At 55.7% G+C, this 15,773-nt stretch carries 13 protein-coding genes; 3 read left to right on the top strand and 10 right to left on the bottom strand.

The genetic code is table 11. The annotated features are described in order from the left end of the window. Positions 1–140 precede the first annotated feature (140 nt). The gene (locus tag AACY09_RS20690; RefSeq protein ID WP_339490739.1) at positions 141–1,070 is read left to right on the top strand and encodes a LysR family transcriptional regulator; all 930 of its coding nucleotides are present in this window, start codon (positions 141–143) and stop codon (positions 1,068–1,070) included. Positions 1,071–1,161: 91 nt separating this feature from the next. Here the strand turns inward: AACY09_RS20690 and AACY09_RS20685 are convergent, their stop codons facing one another. From AACY09_RS20685 to AACY09_RS20640, 10 genes are all read right to left on the bottom strand, one after another. Beyond that, positions 1,162–2,181 carry a LacI family DNA-binding transcriptional regulator gene (locus AACY09_RS20685; protein WP_339490738.1) on the bottom strand — a complete coding sequence of 340 codons (1,020 nt, stop codon included), beginning with the start codon at positions 2,179–2,181 and terminating at the stop codon, positions 1,162–1,164. 101 nt (positions 2,182–2,282) lie between these two features. After that, positions 2,283–3,296: a TRAP transporter substrate-binding protein gene (locus AACY09_RS20680; protein ID WP_339490737.1), complete on the bottom strand. Its 1,014-nt coding sequence runs from the start codon at positions 3,294–3,296 to the stop codon at positions 2,283–2,285. 88 nt (positions 3,297–3,384) lie between these two features. Further along, entirely contained in the window at positions 3,385–4,662 is a 1,278-nt protein-coding gene (locus AACY09_RS20675; protein WP_339490736.1) for a TRAP transporter large permease, read from the bottom strand. Between the two features lie 63 nt (positions 4,663–4,725). Next, positions 4,726–5,889: a gluconokinase, GntK/IdnK-type gene (locus AACY09_RS20670; protein WP_339490735.1), complete on the bottom strand. Its 1,164-nt coding sequence runs from the start codon at positions 5,887–5,889 to the stop codon at positions 4,726–4,728. 308 nt (positions 5,890–6,197) lie between these two features. Then, positions 6,198–7,880, bottom strand: coding sequence for an AMP-binding protein (locus AACY09_RS20665; RefSeq protein WP_339490734.1), 1,683 nt, complete (start codon positions 7,878–7,880; stop codon positions 6,198–6,200). A 138-nt stretch (positions 7,881–8,018) separates the two neighbouring features. Further along, positions 8,019–9,146, bottom strand: a complete 1,128-nt coding sequence (locus tag AACY09_RS20660; protein WP_339490733.1) for an acyl-CoA dehydrogenase family protein — start codon at positions 9,144–9,146, stop codon at positions 8,019–8,021. Continuing rightward, positions 9,146–10,357: an acetyl-CoA C-acyltransferase gene (locus tag AACY09_RS20655; protein ID WP_339490732.1), complete on the bottom strand. Its 1,212-nt coding sequence runs from the start codon at positions 10,355–10,357 to the stop codon at positions 9,146–9,148. The genes AACY09_RS20660 and AACY09_RS20655 overlap by 1 nt, the downstream gene beginning before the upstream one ends. A gap of 33 nt (positions 10,358–10,390) precedes the next feature. After that, complete coding sequence (locus tag AACY09_RS20650; RefSeq protein WP_339490731.1) at positions 10,391–11,158, bottom strand: 3-hydroxyacyl-CoA dehydrogenase; 768 nt, start codon at positions 11,156–11,158, stop codon at positions 10,391–10,393. Between the two features lie 29 nt (positions 11,159–11,187). Then, the gene (locus tag AACY09_RS20645) at positions 11,188–12,843 is read right to left on the bottom strand and encodes an acyl-CoA synthetase (RefSeq protein WP_339490730.1); all 1,656 of its coding nucleotides are present in this window, start codon (positions 12,841–12,843) and stop codon (positions 11,188–11,190) included. 126 nt (positions 12,844–12,969) lie between these two features. After that, positions 12,970–13,992 (bottom strand): AraC family transcriptional regulator, encoded by a 1,023-nt coding sequence (locus tag AACY09_RS20640; RefSeq protein WP_339490729.1) that lies wholly within the window; start codon positions 13,990–13,992, stop codon positions 12,970–12,972. Between the two features lie 189 nt (positions 13,993–14,181). Here AACY09_RS20640 and AACY09_RS20635 point away from each other — a divergent pair, with 189 nt between their 5' ends. Next, a complete protein-coding gene (locus AACY09_RS20635) occupies positions 14,182–14,580 on the top strand; it encodes a MerR family transcriptional regulator (protein ID WP_339490728.1) in 399 nt (132 codons plus the stop codon). A gap of 29 nt (positions 14,581–14,609) precedes the next feature. After that, a complete protein-coding gene (locus AACY09_RS20630) occupies positions 14,610–15,773 on the top strand; it encodes an isovaleryl-CoA dehydrogenase (protein WP_339490727.1) in 1,164 nt (387 codons plus the stop codon).

Below are 15,773 nucleotides of genomic sequence, written 5' to 3'. Positions count from 1 at the left end.
GACGATTGGCGATAAATTAATTGACTGAAAATTATGCTAGATCACAGATGAAAATTTACCTAAGCTATTTTCACCGTGTATAAACATTCATCACCGATATATGATTGGCTGATGCTGGCACACCTCGGAGCAACTACGGAATGAATCTCAACAAGGTCGATCTGAACCTCTTTGTCGTCTTCGATGCCATCTATACCGAGGCTAACCTGACGCGCGCGGGCCAAATTGTCGGCATCACCCAGCCGGCGGTTTCCAACGCACTGGCCCGCTTGCGCGAAACCTTCAATGACCCGTTATTTGTACGCACCGCCCAAGGTATGGTGCCGACGCCGATGTCGCAAAATATCATCGGCCCGGTACGCAATGCCTTGCAGCAACTGCGTATATCAGTTCAAGAAAGCCGCACGTTCAACCCCGCTGAAGCCAATAAAACCTACCGCATCAGCATGACTGACTTGAGTGAAGCCATGGTTTTTCCGGCGCTTTTCCAGCGCCTGCGCCGCCTTGCACCAAAGGTCTGCATTGAAAGCATGTTGGCGCGACGCCGCGACACGACCAAAGAGCTCGCTGCCGGGCGTCTGGACTTTGCCATTGATGCGCCGCTCAACACCGATCCGCAGGTGCGTCATGTCAAGCTGCTGGAAGACCGTTACGTCTGTGCGCTGCGTAAAAACCATCCACTGTCTAAAGACAAAATCAGCCTTGATGAATACCTGTCACTCAGCCACATCCATATTTCCAGCCGCCGCAGTGGCTTGGGCTATATCGATCTGGCGCTCGGTAAAATGGGGATTCAACGCAAAATCGCGCTGCGCTCGCAGCATTACTTGATGGCCAATACGGTCTTACACAACACCGATATGGCGATGACGGTTCCAGAGCGTTTCGCACGCAGTAACGACTTGCACTACATGCAGCTTCCCGTGAAAGAAATGCCGACACTAGAGACCCATCTGTATTGGCACGAAAGCACAGACCAAGACCCTGCAAATCGCTGGATGCGTGAGCAGATAATTGAGATTTGCCAGCAAGTGACCCTGCGTGAAAAGCAGGCTGAAAAAGCCGAATAACGACGGCAGACGCGGGCTCTTTGCACACGGGAAGCGCGACGTTACAGTGGGCAAGCTTCCCGTTGCCCACACCAGACGCACTGGCGTTTATTTACGCACTGTCACGCATAACAATTTCATACCCTACATCTATCCGTGACTGCTTGGGCTGTTCGCCCCGCATCAGGCTCAACAGCATGTCAGCTGCCAACTCGCCAACCTTGCCGCGGGTAGTACGTACAGTGGTCAGCGCCGGATGCACCCATGCAGCGGCGGGAAGATCATTGAAACCGGCGATAGCCAACCGTTGCGGCACCGCAAGCGCCAGTTGTCGGGCGCGGAATAATGCCCCGAATGCCAAGTCGTCATTGTTGAAGAACACCGCATCGGTCTGCGGATGTTGCTCAAGCAGACGATCCAGCAAATTTGCCCCCAAACCAATCGATGAAACCTCTGGCGTAAGCATTTCCAACGCCGGGTTGTAGCGCCCTACCTCGCGCATCGCGTGGCGGTAACCTTCGGCACGTTGCAGCGTGCGCGGATCAAGCTGCGCAGCGGCAAATGCAATGTGCTGATACCCCCGTTCAATTAGTGCGCGAGTCATGGCTGCACCCGCATCAAACTGGGAAAAACCGACGCAGTAATCGTCTGCAGATTCGCTCAGCTCCATCATCGTCACGATCGGGCCACGGTAATTGGCCAGCACGTCGCGGGCGATGTCGCTGCGCTCAAAACCGGTCAACAACAGACCGGCAGGCTGGTGGGCAAGGAACGAACGCAAAAGCCGTTGATCTTCATCTTCGCTGTAGTGGCTGACTCCTATCATCATCTCGAAACCCGCCGGCATCAGTACCCGCTGAATGGCTTCGGCCGTGTCGACAAAAACCGAGTTGGACAATGAAGGCAGGATCGCTGCAACCAGATTTGAACGTGAACTGGCCAGCGCCCGTGCAGCGGAATGCGGCACATAGCCCAGTTTTTTCACGGCCTGCATGACTTGCTCACGCAAGGCATCAGATACCCGCTCCGGTTGTGACAATGCCCGCGAGGCCGACATCAATGAACAACCAGCAGCCTTGGCTACATCATTCAAGGTGACGCGCTCCGCAGTGCGGCGACGACGTTGACTCATAGGAAAGGACTCAAATTCAGACAGCTGGCAATACTAGCAAGACACCCCCGCCAAGCGCTGCACGCCAGATGATTCAGCATGCAACGGTTGGCAGTGAATGCTTATTGGGCTGCTTTTTTAACTTCGGTCTGAACTTGATCAAACAACTGCTGGCCAACGGTATCGGTCACTTGCTGAATTGCCGGTTTGGCTTTTTCACGCATACGCTCGACTTCAGCCGGACTGATTTCGTTGATTTGCATGCCGTTTTCTTTCAACTGAGCCAAGGCCTTAGCGGCTTCCGCGCGGGTGTCCTGACGCTCAGAGTCACGGGCTTTAACAGCCGCTTGCATGATAATGTCTTGCTCGGTCTTGGACAGGCCATCCCACCAGCGCTTGGATGCAAGTACGATCCATGGGCTGTATACGTGGTTGGTGATAGTCAGGTACTTCTGCACTTCAAAGAACTTCGAAGACAAAATGGTGTTGAATGGGTTTTCTTGACCGTCTACAGCTTTGGTTTCCAGAGCAGTAAACAGCTCAGAGAAAGGCAGCGGCACAGCGTTAGCGCCCATTAACTTAAAGGTTTCAAGAAAAACCGGGTTCGGCATTACGCGCAGCTTGATGCCGTCGAAGTCTTCCATTTTCTCGATAGGACGCACGTTGTTGGTCATGTTGCGGAAGCCATTCTCCCAGTAGACCAAGCCCACCAAGCCCTTCTCTTCCAGCTTGTCCATGATTTCTCGGCCAACGGGGCCATCAAGGACTTTATCAGCTTGCTCGGCACTGCTGAACAGAAACGGCGTATCCCAAACAGCCATTTCCTTGGTAATACCCACCAAGGTTGCAGTCGAACCCACCATCATTTCCTGTGCGCCGCCAATCAACGCATTCTGCATTTGGTCATCCGGGCCGAGGCTGGCGGCACCGAAAGTACGCACTTTCAGCTTACCATCGGAGGCCTTGGCGACTTCCTCAGAAAGCAGCTTGGCAGCACGACCTTGGTTGCTTTCTTCGTTCAGGCCGTAGCCAAAACGAATCATGCGGGGACGAATATCGTCTGCATGGGCAGCAAAGGTTGCCAGCGGGCTGAACAGAACGGCGGCGGTTAGGCCTGCAATCAGTGTACGTCTCATGGTTTCACCTTTTTTGTTGTTGATTGAGTCGAGCCAAAATCATTCAGAGCGGGAGGCTGAGTACCTGCAACCAGGTGCCCAGCCAACATCAGCGCAACCAAGCCAAAGGCACTGTGACGATCGCCGGAAAGGCGATCAGCAGCAGTACAATTGCCAGATAAATCAAGAAGAACGGCATAACTCCGCGCACCAGTATTTCCATGCGCAATTTACCAATGCCGCCCACCACGTTGAGTACGGTGCCCACCGGCGGCGTTATCAGGCCGATGGAGCCAATCAGCACGAACATCACCCCGAAATACACCGGATTGACACCGGCCTTAGCGGCAATAGGCGCCAACACCGGGGCAAGAATCAAAATAGTCGGCGTGAGGTCAAGCACCATGCCCACTGCAATCATCAGCACCATGATGGCTGCCACCAGTAAACGCGGATGATCAGCCAATGGACCCAGCATTGAAGCAATCTCGGCAGGTAGTTGCGCCAAGGTCACCATGTAAGCAGACACCGTTGCAGCGGCGCACAAGAACATCACCGAGGCCGTCGTGCGGCTAGCACGGGTCATAGCCTCGATCAGGGTTTTCCAATCCAGCTCACGGTAAAGCAGCGTCGACACCGCCAACGCATAGGTTGCAGCAACCACCGCGGCTTCAGTTGGGGTGAAGATACCGAAACGCAGGCCACCGACGATAATCACCGGCAGCATCAAGGCCGAGGCACCATCGATCAATGCGGCGCGGCGCACCGCTTTACTCGCTTTAGGCGGTGAAGGCTCAGTAAAGCCGCGAGCGATCAGGGTCCAGGCAAAAATTAAACCGGCGCCCATGATCAAGCCAGGCACCAAGCCGGCCATAAACAGTTGGCTGATTGAAGTGTTGGTTACCACGCCGTAGATCACGAATGGCATTGAAGGCGGAATGATTGGCGCGATAATGCCGCCGGCCGCCACCAGACCCGCCGATGAATGCAGCGGGTAACCGCGCTGGCGCATCATTGGCAGCAGCAGCGTTGCCAGTGCCGCCGTGTCGGCCAGGGCTGAGCCTGACATACTGGCCAGAAGCACAGCGGCAGCGATTGCCACAAACCCCAGACCGCCACGTTTGTGACCGACATAGGCTTGCGCCATGGTGATAATCCGCCGCGAAATACCGCCCGAATTCATCAACTCGCCAGCGAGGATAAAAAAAGGCACCGCCAGCAGCGGAAAGCTATCAGCGCCAGCTAGCAGATTTTGCGCCAGCAGTTGCACGTCCCAGAAGTCTAGGTACCACATCAGCACGGCGCCCGTGAGTATCAGCGCAAATGCGATTGGCATGCCAAAGGCCATGAAGCCAAGCAGTGAAGAAAGGAATACAGCAACCGTCATGTGCGTGTCCTCGGTGGGCGTTGCCCGTTATTCTTATGGCTGTAGTAAGGCGCGAAGACCCGCTTAATCAATGGTGACATTGGCTGTTGCATTGGCCAGTTGCTGGTCTCTGCGCCAGACATTGACCAACTGCAAAATCGCCAGCAGCACCAGCACAGCCATGCTCGCCAGCACTGGCAACATGGCTACGGCAAGGGGATAACCCACCACTGGACTGCTGTTGCTCCAGCCGTATTGCATCTGCTCCCACGCGCCTTTTACCGTCAGCGCGCTGGCTCCAGCAACCAGCAGCCAGCTTAGTGAGTCGACCACTTTGCGCATCATCTGTGGGAAGCGATCGCGAATCAGGGTGAAACTCATGAGCTCACCACGACGCATACTTGACGCGACACCGACGAAGACCAGCCAAACGAAGGCCAGTCGTGACAGCTCTTCGGCCCCCCCCCACCCCGTGCCAAAGGCATAACGCAGCACCACGTTGCTGAATACCGCGATGACCATAAACGCCATCAGCGCAGCCATCATCATATCGGTGATTTTGTCGAACATAAGCGCGACGTTGCCGGTATAAATCGGCGCACCCGTGAGACGAGCGCCCTCTTCATCTGAGTGATCATCAGCGGCTTTGTTAGCGCTATCAAACTCAGCGCTGCTATCCACAGCATCAGCCAGCAAAGCCTGAGTTTGTGCAGCGGATTGCGCCCAACTGACGATTTCGACGACTACCCGTTCGCGACTCTGACTGGCATCCACAACCAAAACCCGCGCTTCATTAGCGGGAGATTCAAGGGTGGCAAATTGGCTGTCGACCAATGAGGTCGGCATAAAATGTCCGGGCCTGGATCCCACACGCACCAGCGCGGTGGCGTGATCAATATCCAGGTGAGCAAAGTGCAGGTCTTTGATGGCCGCTCGCAGTTGTTCGCGGTAAGTGTTCTTCAGCGCCGAGCACGCCAGAACGAAACCCTGCCCGGTTACTTGCACAGCGAGCATTTCGGCAATGAGCGCATCCAGCCACACGCGGCGGTTGTCATCACTAAGTGGGATACCGGCACGCATGCTCTGCACATTTTCTTCGGGGTGAAATAGATCAGCTTCTATATGTTGCAAGCCAAGTGCTTCAGCCACAGCGCGACTGATATCGCTTTTGCCTGAACCGCTAACACCCATAACCACGAGCGCACGCATAGCAAGTTCGGTGCCTTGGGCAGTAAGGCTGGTTTTCATGTTTGTCTCCGAAGCGCTATCGCTGTAGCGCCATTTTGTTTTCAACGATGTTAGCGCTACCAAATCCATCAGGCAAGTATAAATATTCAGACGGCAAAAATGGCTTATTCGCGGACAGTGGGTTCGATAAAGCAGCGGGTTAACCTGTGATCATTCAGCCGTAACCTAACAATCAAGATTAATTAAATACCTCAAACCATTGATATATATTAGATAAAATTAGTTAATGTATTTTCTAGCGTGCACACAACGGGCTGACTCGCGCTGCGCTGCGTCGCACGCAGAAGCCCGTTATGCAGCGGACTGTTTCAATGGTCGCTGTGCAAGCCCAACTCGAGAACAGTCACTTCGCGCATGCGAAACTTTTGGATTTTTCCGGTCACCGTCATCGGGAATTCGTCTACAAACTTGTAGTAGCGCGGCACTTTATAGTGGGCAATATTGGCTTTGCAGAACGCCCGAAGCTCGCTTTCGTCGCAGCCTGAATCCGGGTGCAGTTTGATCCAGACCGCAATTTCCTCACCGTATTTGCTGTCCGGCACACCAATCACTTGCACATCGGCCACAGCAGCATGGGTAAACAGAAACTCTTCTATCTCGCGCGGATAGATGTTCTCGCCGCCCCGAATGATCATGTCTTTACTGCGCCCTACAATGCGCACATAGCCCTTCTCATCCATCACCGCCAAATCACCAGTGTGCATCCAGCGCCCGGCGTCAATTGAATCGGCAGTGGCTTGCGGATTATTCCAATAACCGAGCATTACGCTGTATCCGCGCGTACACAGCTCGCCGGTTTGCCCCCGCGGGACGATTTTGCCCTGCTCGTCGATAATTTTGCTTTCAAGCTGCGGCTGAGTGCGGCCAACACTGGTAACCCGAACTTCGAGGTCATCGTCCGCGGCGGTTTGCAGCGACACCGGGCTGGTCTCTGTCATGCCGTATGCAATCTGCACTTCAGACATATGCATCTGGCTGATTACACGGCGCATCACCTCAATCGGACAGGTCGCGCCTGCCATAATCCCGGTGCGCAGCGAACTGAGGTCAAATTCCTTGAGCCGGGGATGGTCCAACTCAGCAATAAACATGGTCGGCACCCCGTACAGCACAGTGGCCTGCTCTTGAGCGACTGCTTGCAAAGCCGCCTCAGGCTCAAAACCGGCTGACGGGTAAATCATCGCTGCACCATGGGTCACGCAACCCAGATTACCCATTACCATGCCAAAGCAATGATAAAGCGGCACCGGAATCACCATCCGGTCGTGCTCGTTCAGGCCCAGACTTTCTCCAACCATATAGCCATTGTTGAGGATGTTGTAATGGCTCAACGTCGCACCTTTGGGCGCGCCAGTGGTGCCCGAGGTGTATTGAATATTTATGGCTTGATCAAACTGCAACCCGGCCTGGCGCGCAGCAAGCTGCTCGGCGGTCACCGCTTGAGCATGCTCGGCCAACGCACGCCATGCTAAAAAGCCAGCAGGCGGCTGATCAGCCAAGCTGATAACGCCGCGTAGGTCCTGCAAGCGCTCGCTCGCCAACTGGCCTGTCGCGCTGGATGCCAACTCTGGTAACAAATCCGTCAGAATCGCTTGATAGTCCGAGGTTTTAAATGCTTCAGCGCAGATCAGCCAACTACAGCCTGATTGCTTGAGCGCATACTCAACCTCGCTACCGCGGTAGGCTGGATTGATATTGACCAACACGGCCCCGATCTTGGCGCTGGCAAACTGGCTGATGCACCACTGCGCACAGTTCGGTGCCCAGACGCCAATTCGGTCACCGGTTTTCAGCCCCAGTGCCATTAACGCTTGCGCCGTGCGATTCACCTCCTCCGCCAACTGCGCCCAGCTGTAACGCAAGCGTTGATGCACCACGACCAAGGCATCGCGCTCAGGGAAACGCGCCACGGTGGTATCAAATGCTTCGCCAATGGTCATGGCCAGCAGGGTTTTGTCTTGCGGTCCTTGGGAATAGCTGGGCGTGGTCATTGATTACCTTTTTATAATTGTTTATGACGCGTCGGGAGGCCAAGGTGAAGCGTGCCCTACATGGCGTTGCACAATCTCGACTCTAGTCGCGGTTAATGGCGGTCGAAAGAACCTCGGCCGCCCGGAACGCTTGCCCACTCAAAAGCTGCGCGCGATAACCATCCGCTGCACATCGCTGGTGCCTTCGTAGATCTGGCAAACCCGCACATCACGGTAAATTCGCTCAACCGGGAAGTCTTTCAAATAGCCATAACCACCATGGGTTTGAATCGCTGCTGAGCAGACCCGCTCCGCCATTTCCGAGGCGAACAGTTTGGCCATCGAGGCTTCAGTCAGGCAAGGCAACCCTGCTTGGCGCAGCGATGCCGCATGCATAACCATTTGCCGGGCCACGGCTATCTCGGTGGCCATGTCCGCCAGGCGAAAAGCTACGGCTTGATGCTCGATAATCGGTTTGCCGAAGGTCTCTCGCTCATGGGCGTAGTCACGCGCCGCCTCGAATGCGGCACGGGCCATGCCGACTGCTTGAGAGGCAATACCAATGCGCCCGCCTTCGAGGTTACTCAGGGCAATCTTGTAGCCTTCGCCCTCCTCACCCAAACGCAGATTGGCGGGGATACGCAGGTCATCGAACTGCAACTGGCAGGTATCAGAGGCATGTTGGCCGAGCTTCTCTTCCACCCGGCTGACGCTGAAGCCCGGTGTATCGGTCGGCACGATAAATGCCGAGATACCGCGCTTGCCCAGACTTGCATCCGTCACTGCAAACACAATGACCATGCCAGCCTGTTTGCCTGAGGTGATGAACTGCTTGCTGCCATTGAGCACGTAATGGTCGCCATCGCGCTGCGCCTTGGTGCGCAGAAAGCTTGCGTCTGAACCTGCTTGCGGCTCAGTCAAGGCAAATGCGCCAATCATTGAACCTTCGGCCAAGGGTTGCAGGTAGCTGCGCTTTTGCGCCTCGGTGCCGTATTTCAATATCGGCATGCAGCCAACGGAATTGTGTACGCTCATGATGGTAGAGCATGCGCCATCGCCGGCCGCAATTTCTTCCAGGGCCATGGCGTAGGCCACATGGCCGGTATCGGCCCCGCCCCACTGCTCAGGCACCAACATACCGAGAAAGCCCAGCTCAGCCATTTCCCGAAGCGCCTCTGCCGGAAAGCGGTGTTCACGATCCCAGTCTGCGGCAAAAGGTTTCAGCCGTTCTTGAGCGAACTGACGCGCTACATCACGGATCTGCAGTTCTTCATCTGTAGGAATCATTATTCGGCTCCCTGGCCAACCGGCTCTAGCTCAATGGCAACCGCCGTCGCCTCGCCACCGCCAATGCAAACTGACGCCACTCCGCGAGTCAGGCCACGCTGCTGCAATGCATAAAGCAGGGTGACGATGACCCGCGCGCCAGAGGCGCCAATCGGATGGCCCAATGCGCACGCACCGCCATGTACATTGACCTTGTCATGGGTGATGTTGAGGTCACGCATGGCAGCCATTGGCACCACGGCAAAGGCTTCATTGATCTCGAACAAGTCAACCTGATCAAGCTGCCAACCTGTACGCGTCATTAACGTCTTGATAGCGCCCACTGGCGCTGTGGCAAACAAAGCCGGCGCTTGCGCATATGAGCTGTGTCCTACAAGGGTTGCCAAAGCCTTTAATCCGCGTTTTTCAGCTTGGGAGCGACGCATCAGGATCAAGGCAGCCGCTCCATCGGATATAGAGCTTGCATTGGCGGCGGTGACGGTGCCGCCTTCACGAAATGCAGGCTTTAATCCGGGGATTTTTTCCAGCTTGGCCTTGGGCGGCTGTTCGTCACTTTTCACACTAATGGTTTCGCCCTTCACTTTAAGCTCAACTGCAGTGATTTCAGCCTCAAAGTGGCCTTGGGTCATTGCGTCCTGAGCGCGCTTCAGTGAGGTAATCGCATACTGATCCTGTTGCTCACGGGTAAAGCCATAAGCCTGTGCGCAATCCTCGGCAAAGGTGCCCATCAAACGGCCTTTGTCGTAAGCATCTTCAAGGCCATCAAGGAACATATGATCGAGCACCCGGCCATGCCCCATGCGGTAGCCAGACCGGGCTTTATCCAGCAGATAAGGCGCATTGGACATACTTTCCATGCCGCCCGCCACGACCACCTCGGCGCTACCCGCCAGTAACAAGTCATGGGCCAGCATCACCGACTTCATCCCCGACCCGCACATTTTGTTCAGCGTCGAGCAGACAGTGCCTTGATCCAGCCCTGCGCCGAGCGCCGCTTGACGCGCCGGCGCCTGACCTTGCCCGGCCTGCAGCACGCAGCCCATGATCACTTCATCAATGCCATCATTTGCCAGCCCAGCACGCTTGGCTGCCGCGCGAATTGCTGCGGCACCCAGATCAGCACAACTGATACCGCTCAAATCCCCCATAAATCCACCCATTGGCGTGCGTGCAGCACTGACAATAACTACGGGATCGGCTTTAGTATTCATCTTCACAACCTCCTGATGTGTATGCGTTGGTGGCTACCTGGCTGCCATACGCAAAGCACCATCCAAACGAATGACCTCGCCGTTAAGCATGCTGTTTTCGATGATATGCAGCACCAGAGCGGCATACTCATCGGGCTTACCCAACCGCGGTGGAAACGGCACGGTTGCGGCCAAGCCATCACGCACCTCTTGCGGCATACCGGCCATCATCGGCGTCTCGAAAATTCCGGGGGCGATGCACATGACCCGAATACCTGAGCGCGCCAGTTCCCGGGCCAAGGGTAAAGTCAGGCCGACCACCGCGCTTTTTGAGGCCGCGTAGGCCGCTTGGCCGATCTGGCCGTCAAAGGCGGCAGCAGACGCCGTGTTTATCAAAACGCCACGCTCACCATCGGCTTGGGGTTCACTTCTGGCGATTGCTTCGGCTGCCAGGCGCAACATATTGAAGGTACCAATCAGGTTGACATCGACCACCTTGCGGAAACTCTCCAGCCCATGCACGCAATGACGCCCCAATAGCTTTTCAGCTGGCGCAACACCGGCACAATTGACCAAACCGTGCAGCGCTCCAAAGTGCTCCAGGGTTTGCGCAATGGCCCGACTGGCATCGGCGTCTTGAGTGATATCAACCGCAACGAAAAAGGCGTTCTCGCCCAGTTCAGCGGCACGTGCCTGGCCCGCTTCGACATTGATGTCCGCCAGTACCACCTTGGCGCCGGCTTTGATCAACTTGCGCGCAGTGGCCAACCCCAGCCCGGAGCTGGCACCCGTGATTAAAATGACCCGTTGTTCAAGCTGCATATAGGTAGTCCTCTGTAGTCGCTTCGCACTCAGCTCGCAGAGCCGGAGCTCGCCTGCTTGGCGATTTCCTGATTGCGTAATAAAAACCGCTGGATCTTGCCGCTGGGGGTCTTTGGCAGCGCGTCGACAAATTCGATTTCACGGGGGTAGGCATGGGCCGACAGGCGTTTGCGCACATGCTGCTGCAGCTCTTCAGCCAATGCTTGATTGGCGGCAAACTGAGGCTGCAGTACCACAAAGGCTTTGACCAGCTCAGTTCGCTCCGGGTCTGGCTTACCAATTACGGCCGCCTCAACGACAGCGTCATGCTCAATCAAGGCGCTTTCCACGTCGAAGGGGCCGATGCGATAGCCTGAAGTGGTGATCACATCATCGGCACGACCGACAAAGCTGATGCTGCCGTCATCATTGAGTTCAACGGTGTCGCCGCTCAGGTAGTAGCGACCACTGAACGCCTTGGTCGGCATGCCTTTGTAGCCGGGAAACCAGAACAGCGGGGACTGACTCATATCCAGCGCCAGATTTCCGGGCTGGCCGACCGCAAGCTCATTACAGGCGCCATCGACCACCACCACGCGATGTCCGGGCACCGCATAGCCCGCCGCGCCAATACGCACCGGATGCTGGTAGGCGTGGTGATTACACAAGACCATGCCCAGCTCTGTTTGGCCGTAGTGGTCATGAATGGTGGCGCCAAGCCCATCGGAAAACCAACGGATCACCTCTGGGGTCAACGGCTCACCGGCACTGCTGACGGCACGTAACTGACTTTTTAGCAGGGGCTCGACCTGCTTTTTAGCCGCGAGCAATAACCGGTATGCCGTCGGCGAGCCAGCCAGATTGGTGATGGCGTATTTGCGAATCACCCGGCAGGTGCTTTCAACGCTGAACGCACCTTCATAAAACGTCGTCGGATGGCCCATCGCCAATGGGCCGGTCACCGCGTAATACAAGCCGTAGGCCCAGCCGGGGTCGGCGACATTCCAAAACGCATCTTCAGGGCGCAAGTCCACCGCGTCACGCATGTAGCTGACAAACGCCAAAATCGCTTTCAACGGTACGGGCACCGGTTTCGCCGCGCCTGTGGTGCCCGAGGTAAACATCATCAGAAACGGGTCTTCACCACTGCGCATCACCGGCTCGAAGTGATCATCGCTGCGCTCGAGCTCCGCCCAGAAGCTGAAGTCGCCCCGCGCAATGCCCTGCCCCTTGGGGCCAGAGACGGTGACGCGTATAGCCTCGCTGGCCACCTCATCAAGCTTGGCCCGATTAGTGGCGTCGGTCACTATGACTTTAGCGCCCGAGGTATTGACCCGATGCTCAATGGCTTTGGGGCCAAAGGCCGTAAACAAGGGCTGGTAAACCGCGCCAGCGCGCCACGTCCCGAGAATAGTGATCAGCAGTTCGACATTGCGCCCCAGCATGCCAGACACGCAATCACCGGGCATCACGCCCTGGCTGCGCAGGAAGTTGGCAAAACGGGCAGACTGCTGTTTTAGCTGAGCAAAGGTGTAGGTCGCGCTGGAGCCATCTGCACCTTCCCAAAACAAGGCAACCCGCCCCGGCTGCGCATGGCGATCACAACACTCAACACAGGCATTGAGCGCCTCGTTAGAACCTGCCAGCGTAGCCCGCATGGCCTGGTCAAAGTCAAACTCTCGGGCAGCAGTAAAGTAGTCACGCATCAGTCAACTCCAAGCTTTTTTTGTTTGAGGAGTGGCTCTGATAGTCGCGCTCAGATGCAATCTGGGCAATGTCTTATGGGGTCAACCTGATTGAGCAGTTTTGACAGTCGCGCACCTGTGGCTTATTCAGGGGCGGTACATCATGGCGTGGTATTGCCCCGGGGTTGAGCCGGTCCATTTCTTAAAGGCCTTGTAAAAGGCACTGGCGTCAGCGAAGCCCAATTCAAAGGCAAGCTCATTGAAATTAATTTCACCCTGATCCAAACGACTGATCGCCATGTCGCGGCGCACGTGATCCTTAAGGCTTTGGTAGGATTGGCCTTGCTGGGATAATTTGCGCCGCAGCGTGGAGGGCGCCATATAGAAATGCGCGGAAATGGCCTCGATGTCCGGCCAGCGCTCAGGCTTGATCCCGCGCAGGTAGGTTTTGATGCGGGCGGCATGACTTTGCGAGTCACGGTACTTGACCAAAATCCCTTGTGGCGCAGCTCTGAGGAATTCTTTCAACTCGTCGGCACTGCGCCTTATCGGCAGTTCGAGCCATTGCGCATTGAACAGCAACCTTGAGTGTGGGCGATTGAAGCGCAAATTGTCACTGAACATCACCCGATAATCTTCAATGTAGTCAGGTTGAGGCCTCAACACATCAATCGCAATAATCGGAATGCGCCGCCCCACCAGCCAACAGGCCAGGCCATGAACCATCATCCACAGGGTGAAATCAGCAAAAGCACGGGCGCGCGTGCTGACGGAGCCCGCCCCCTGCTCGATGACAATCTCCGCCATGCCGCCTGTGCGCACCAAGCGTGGCGAAAGGTCTTCGAACACCAGACCAAGAAAGCGCAATGCACCCCGCAAGGCGTGTTCCAGGCTTGGCTCCTTGCTGGCGGTACGCGCCATAAAGGCAAAGCTACCGACCTTCATCCGCCGTGCATTGAGGCCAAAAAATTCATCATCCATATGCTGCGCTAGCCCTAACCACAGCTGGGCATACTGTTCGCAGGTGACCCGCGCATAAGGCTTTGCCAGCAACGCAGGAGCGATACCTGATTGCTCAAGTAACTGACTCGCATCTGCACCTCCACGCTGCAACTCGTAGATGGCTTCAGTGACCAGCCGTATCGATATGGTGCCCTTGTCCGTCTGCATAATTCCCTGCCAGCAAGGCGAAACCCACTATTCGCCGCGCATTCTGATCGAGCTGAGTATTTCGCACCCTACGGCAAAAGTCGTAAGGCTTATTTGCGACAAAAAGTGGCTGCGCTGATTATCGTAACCGCTTGACAGCTTGACCAGCCAGCTTTACGTTTACGTAAAGGTTAATGCGAGTTGCCCGTTATGCCCACTACCTATTCCATTTCAGAACTTGCTCGCGAGCTGGATATCACCACCCGCGCAATTCGCTTTTACGAAGAGCAGTCAATGCTCAGTCCTGAGCGCCGGGGTCAAGAACGCATCTACAGCGCTAAAGACAAGGTCACCCTCAAACTCATTTTGCGTGGCAAGCGTATCGGTTTTTCGCTGGCCGAATGCAAAGAGCTTATCGAGTTGTATGACCCGGTTCAGGGTAATCGCAAGCAACTTGCAAGCTTTATGCAGAAGATCGCCGAGCGTCGCAACCAACTCGAACAACAATTGTTGGACATCCAGCAGATGCAACTGGAACTCGATACTGCTGAAGAACGCTGCCTCAGCGCTATGGCAGATATTGATAAAAAACAAACAGTTAACTTTTAAATCTAAAGACAATAATTACAGGTGAAACCATGAGCTATCCGTCACTGAACTTCGCGCTTGGCGAAACCATCGACATGCTGCGCGATCAAGTCCAAGCCTTTGTTGCCGCTGAACTGACACCACGCGCCGCCGCCATCGACAGCGAAAACCTGTTCCCGGCCGACATGTGGAAGAAGTTCGGTGACATGGGCTTGCTCGGCGTAACCGTAAGCGAAGAATACGGTGGCGCGGGTCTTGGTTACCTGGCGCATGTTATCGCCATCGAAGAAATCAGCCGCGGCTCTGCCTCGGTCGGCCTGTCATACGGTGCGCATTCCAACCTGTGTGTAAATCAGATCAACCGTAATGGCACCCCTGCGCAAAAAGCCAAGTACCTGCCGAAATTAATTTCTGGCGAACAGGTTGGCGCACTGGCCATGAGCGAGCCCAATGCCGGTTCGGATGTGGTTTCAATGAAGTTGCGCGCCGAGAAGCGCGGTGATCACTACGTGCTCAATGGCAGCAAAACCTGGATAACCAACGGCCCAGACGCCAACACTTATGTGATCTACGCGAAAACCGATATTGAAAAAGGCGCCCACGGCATCACCGCCTTTATTGTTGAGCGCGACTGGAAAGGCTTCAGCCGTGGCAGCAAGTTCGACAAGCTCGGCATGCGCGGCTCAAACACCTGCGAACTGTTTTTCGATGACGTTGAAGTGCCTGCCGAAAACATCCTCGGCGTCGAAAACGGCGGCGTCAAAGTGTTGATGAGCGGCCTCGACTACGAGCGCGTGGTCTTGGCTGGCGGCCCGATTGGCATCATGCAGGCCTGCATGGATGTAGTGGTGCCCTACATCCATGACCGCAAGCAGTTTGGCAAAAGCATCGGTGAATTCCAGTTGATTCAAGGCAAAGTCGCCGACATGTACACCCAACTCAATGCGAGCCGTGCCTATCTGTATGCCGTCGCCCAGGCCTGTGATCGTGGCGAAACCACCCGCAAAGATGCCGCTGGCGTGATTCTCTACAGCGCCGAGCGGGCAACGCAAATGGCCTTGGATGCGATCCAGATTCTCGGCGGCAATGGCTATATCAACGAATTCCCGGCAGGCCGCCTGTTGCGTGACGCCAAGCTGTATGAAATCGGCGCAGGTACCAGCGAAATCCGGCGCATGCTGATCGGTCGTGAACTGTTTAACGAAACCAAATAA

The sequence above is a fragment of the Pseudomonas sp. EL_65y_Pfl2_R95 genome (assembly GCF_963971045.1).
Lineage (GTDB): Bacteria > Pseudomonadota > Gammaproteobacteria > Pseudomonadales > Pseudomonadaceae > Aquipseudomonas.
Note: the sequence above shows the minus strand (reverse complement) of the source record. Positions and strands in the feature narration are given on the sequence as shown.

Excerpts from the sequence above, each read along its gene's own strand:
- AACY09_RS20690 (WP_339490739.1), top strand. The coding sequence starts at position 141 with ATGAATCTCAACAAGGTCGATCTGAACCTCTTTGTCGTCTTCGATGCC.
- AACY09_RS20685 (WP_339490738.1), bottom strand. The coding sequence starts at position 2,181 with ATGAGTCAACGTCGTCGCCGCACTGCGGAGCGCGTCACCTTGAATGAT.
- AACY09_RS20680 (WP_339490737.1), bottom strand. The coding sequence starts at position 3,296 with ATGAGACGTACACTGATTGCAGGCCTAACCGCCGCCGTTCTGTTCAGC.
- AACY09_RS20675 (WP_339490736.1), bottom strand. The coding sequence starts at position 4,662 with ATGACGGTTGCTGTATTCCTTTCTTCACTGCTTGGCTTCATGGCCTTT.
- AACY09_RS20670 (WP_339490735.1), bottom strand. The coding sequence starts at position 5,889 with ATGAAAACCAGCCTTACTGCCCAAGGCACCGAACTTGCTATGCGTGCG.
- AACY09_RS20665 (WP_339490734.1), bottom strand. The coding sequence starts at position 7,880 with ATGACCACGCCCAGCTATTCCCAAGGACCGCAAGACAAAACCCTGCTG.
- AACY09_RS20660 (WP_339490733.1), bottom strand. The coding sequence starts at position 9,146 with ATGATTCCTACAGATGAAGAACTGCAGATCCGTGATGTAGCGCGTCAG.
- AACY09_RS20655 (WP_339490732.1), bottom strand. The coding sequence starts at position 10,357 with ATGAATACTAAAGCCGATCCCGTAGTTATTGTCAGTGCTGCACGCACG.
- AACY09_RS20650 (WP_339490731.1), bottom strand. The coding sequence starts at position 11,158 with ATGCAGCTTGAACAACGGGTCATTTTAATCACGGGTGCCAGCTCCGGG.
- AACY09_RS20645 (WP_339490730.1), bottom strand. The coding sequence starts at position 12,843 with ATGCGTGACTACTTTACTGCTGCCCGAGAGTTTGACTTTGACCAGGCC.
- AACY09_RS20640 (WP_339490729.1), bottom strand. The coding sequence starts at position 13,992 with ATGCAGACGGACAAGGGCACCATATCGATACGGCTGGTCACTGAAGCC.
- AACY09_RS20635 (WP_339490728.1), top strand. The coding sequence starts at position 14,182 with ATGCCCACTACCTATTCCATTTCAGAACTTGCTCGCGAGCTGGATATC.
- AACY09_RS20630 (WP_339490727.1), top strand. The coding sequence starts at position 14,610 with ATGAGCTATCCGTCACTGAACTTCGCGCTTGGCGAAACCATCGACATG.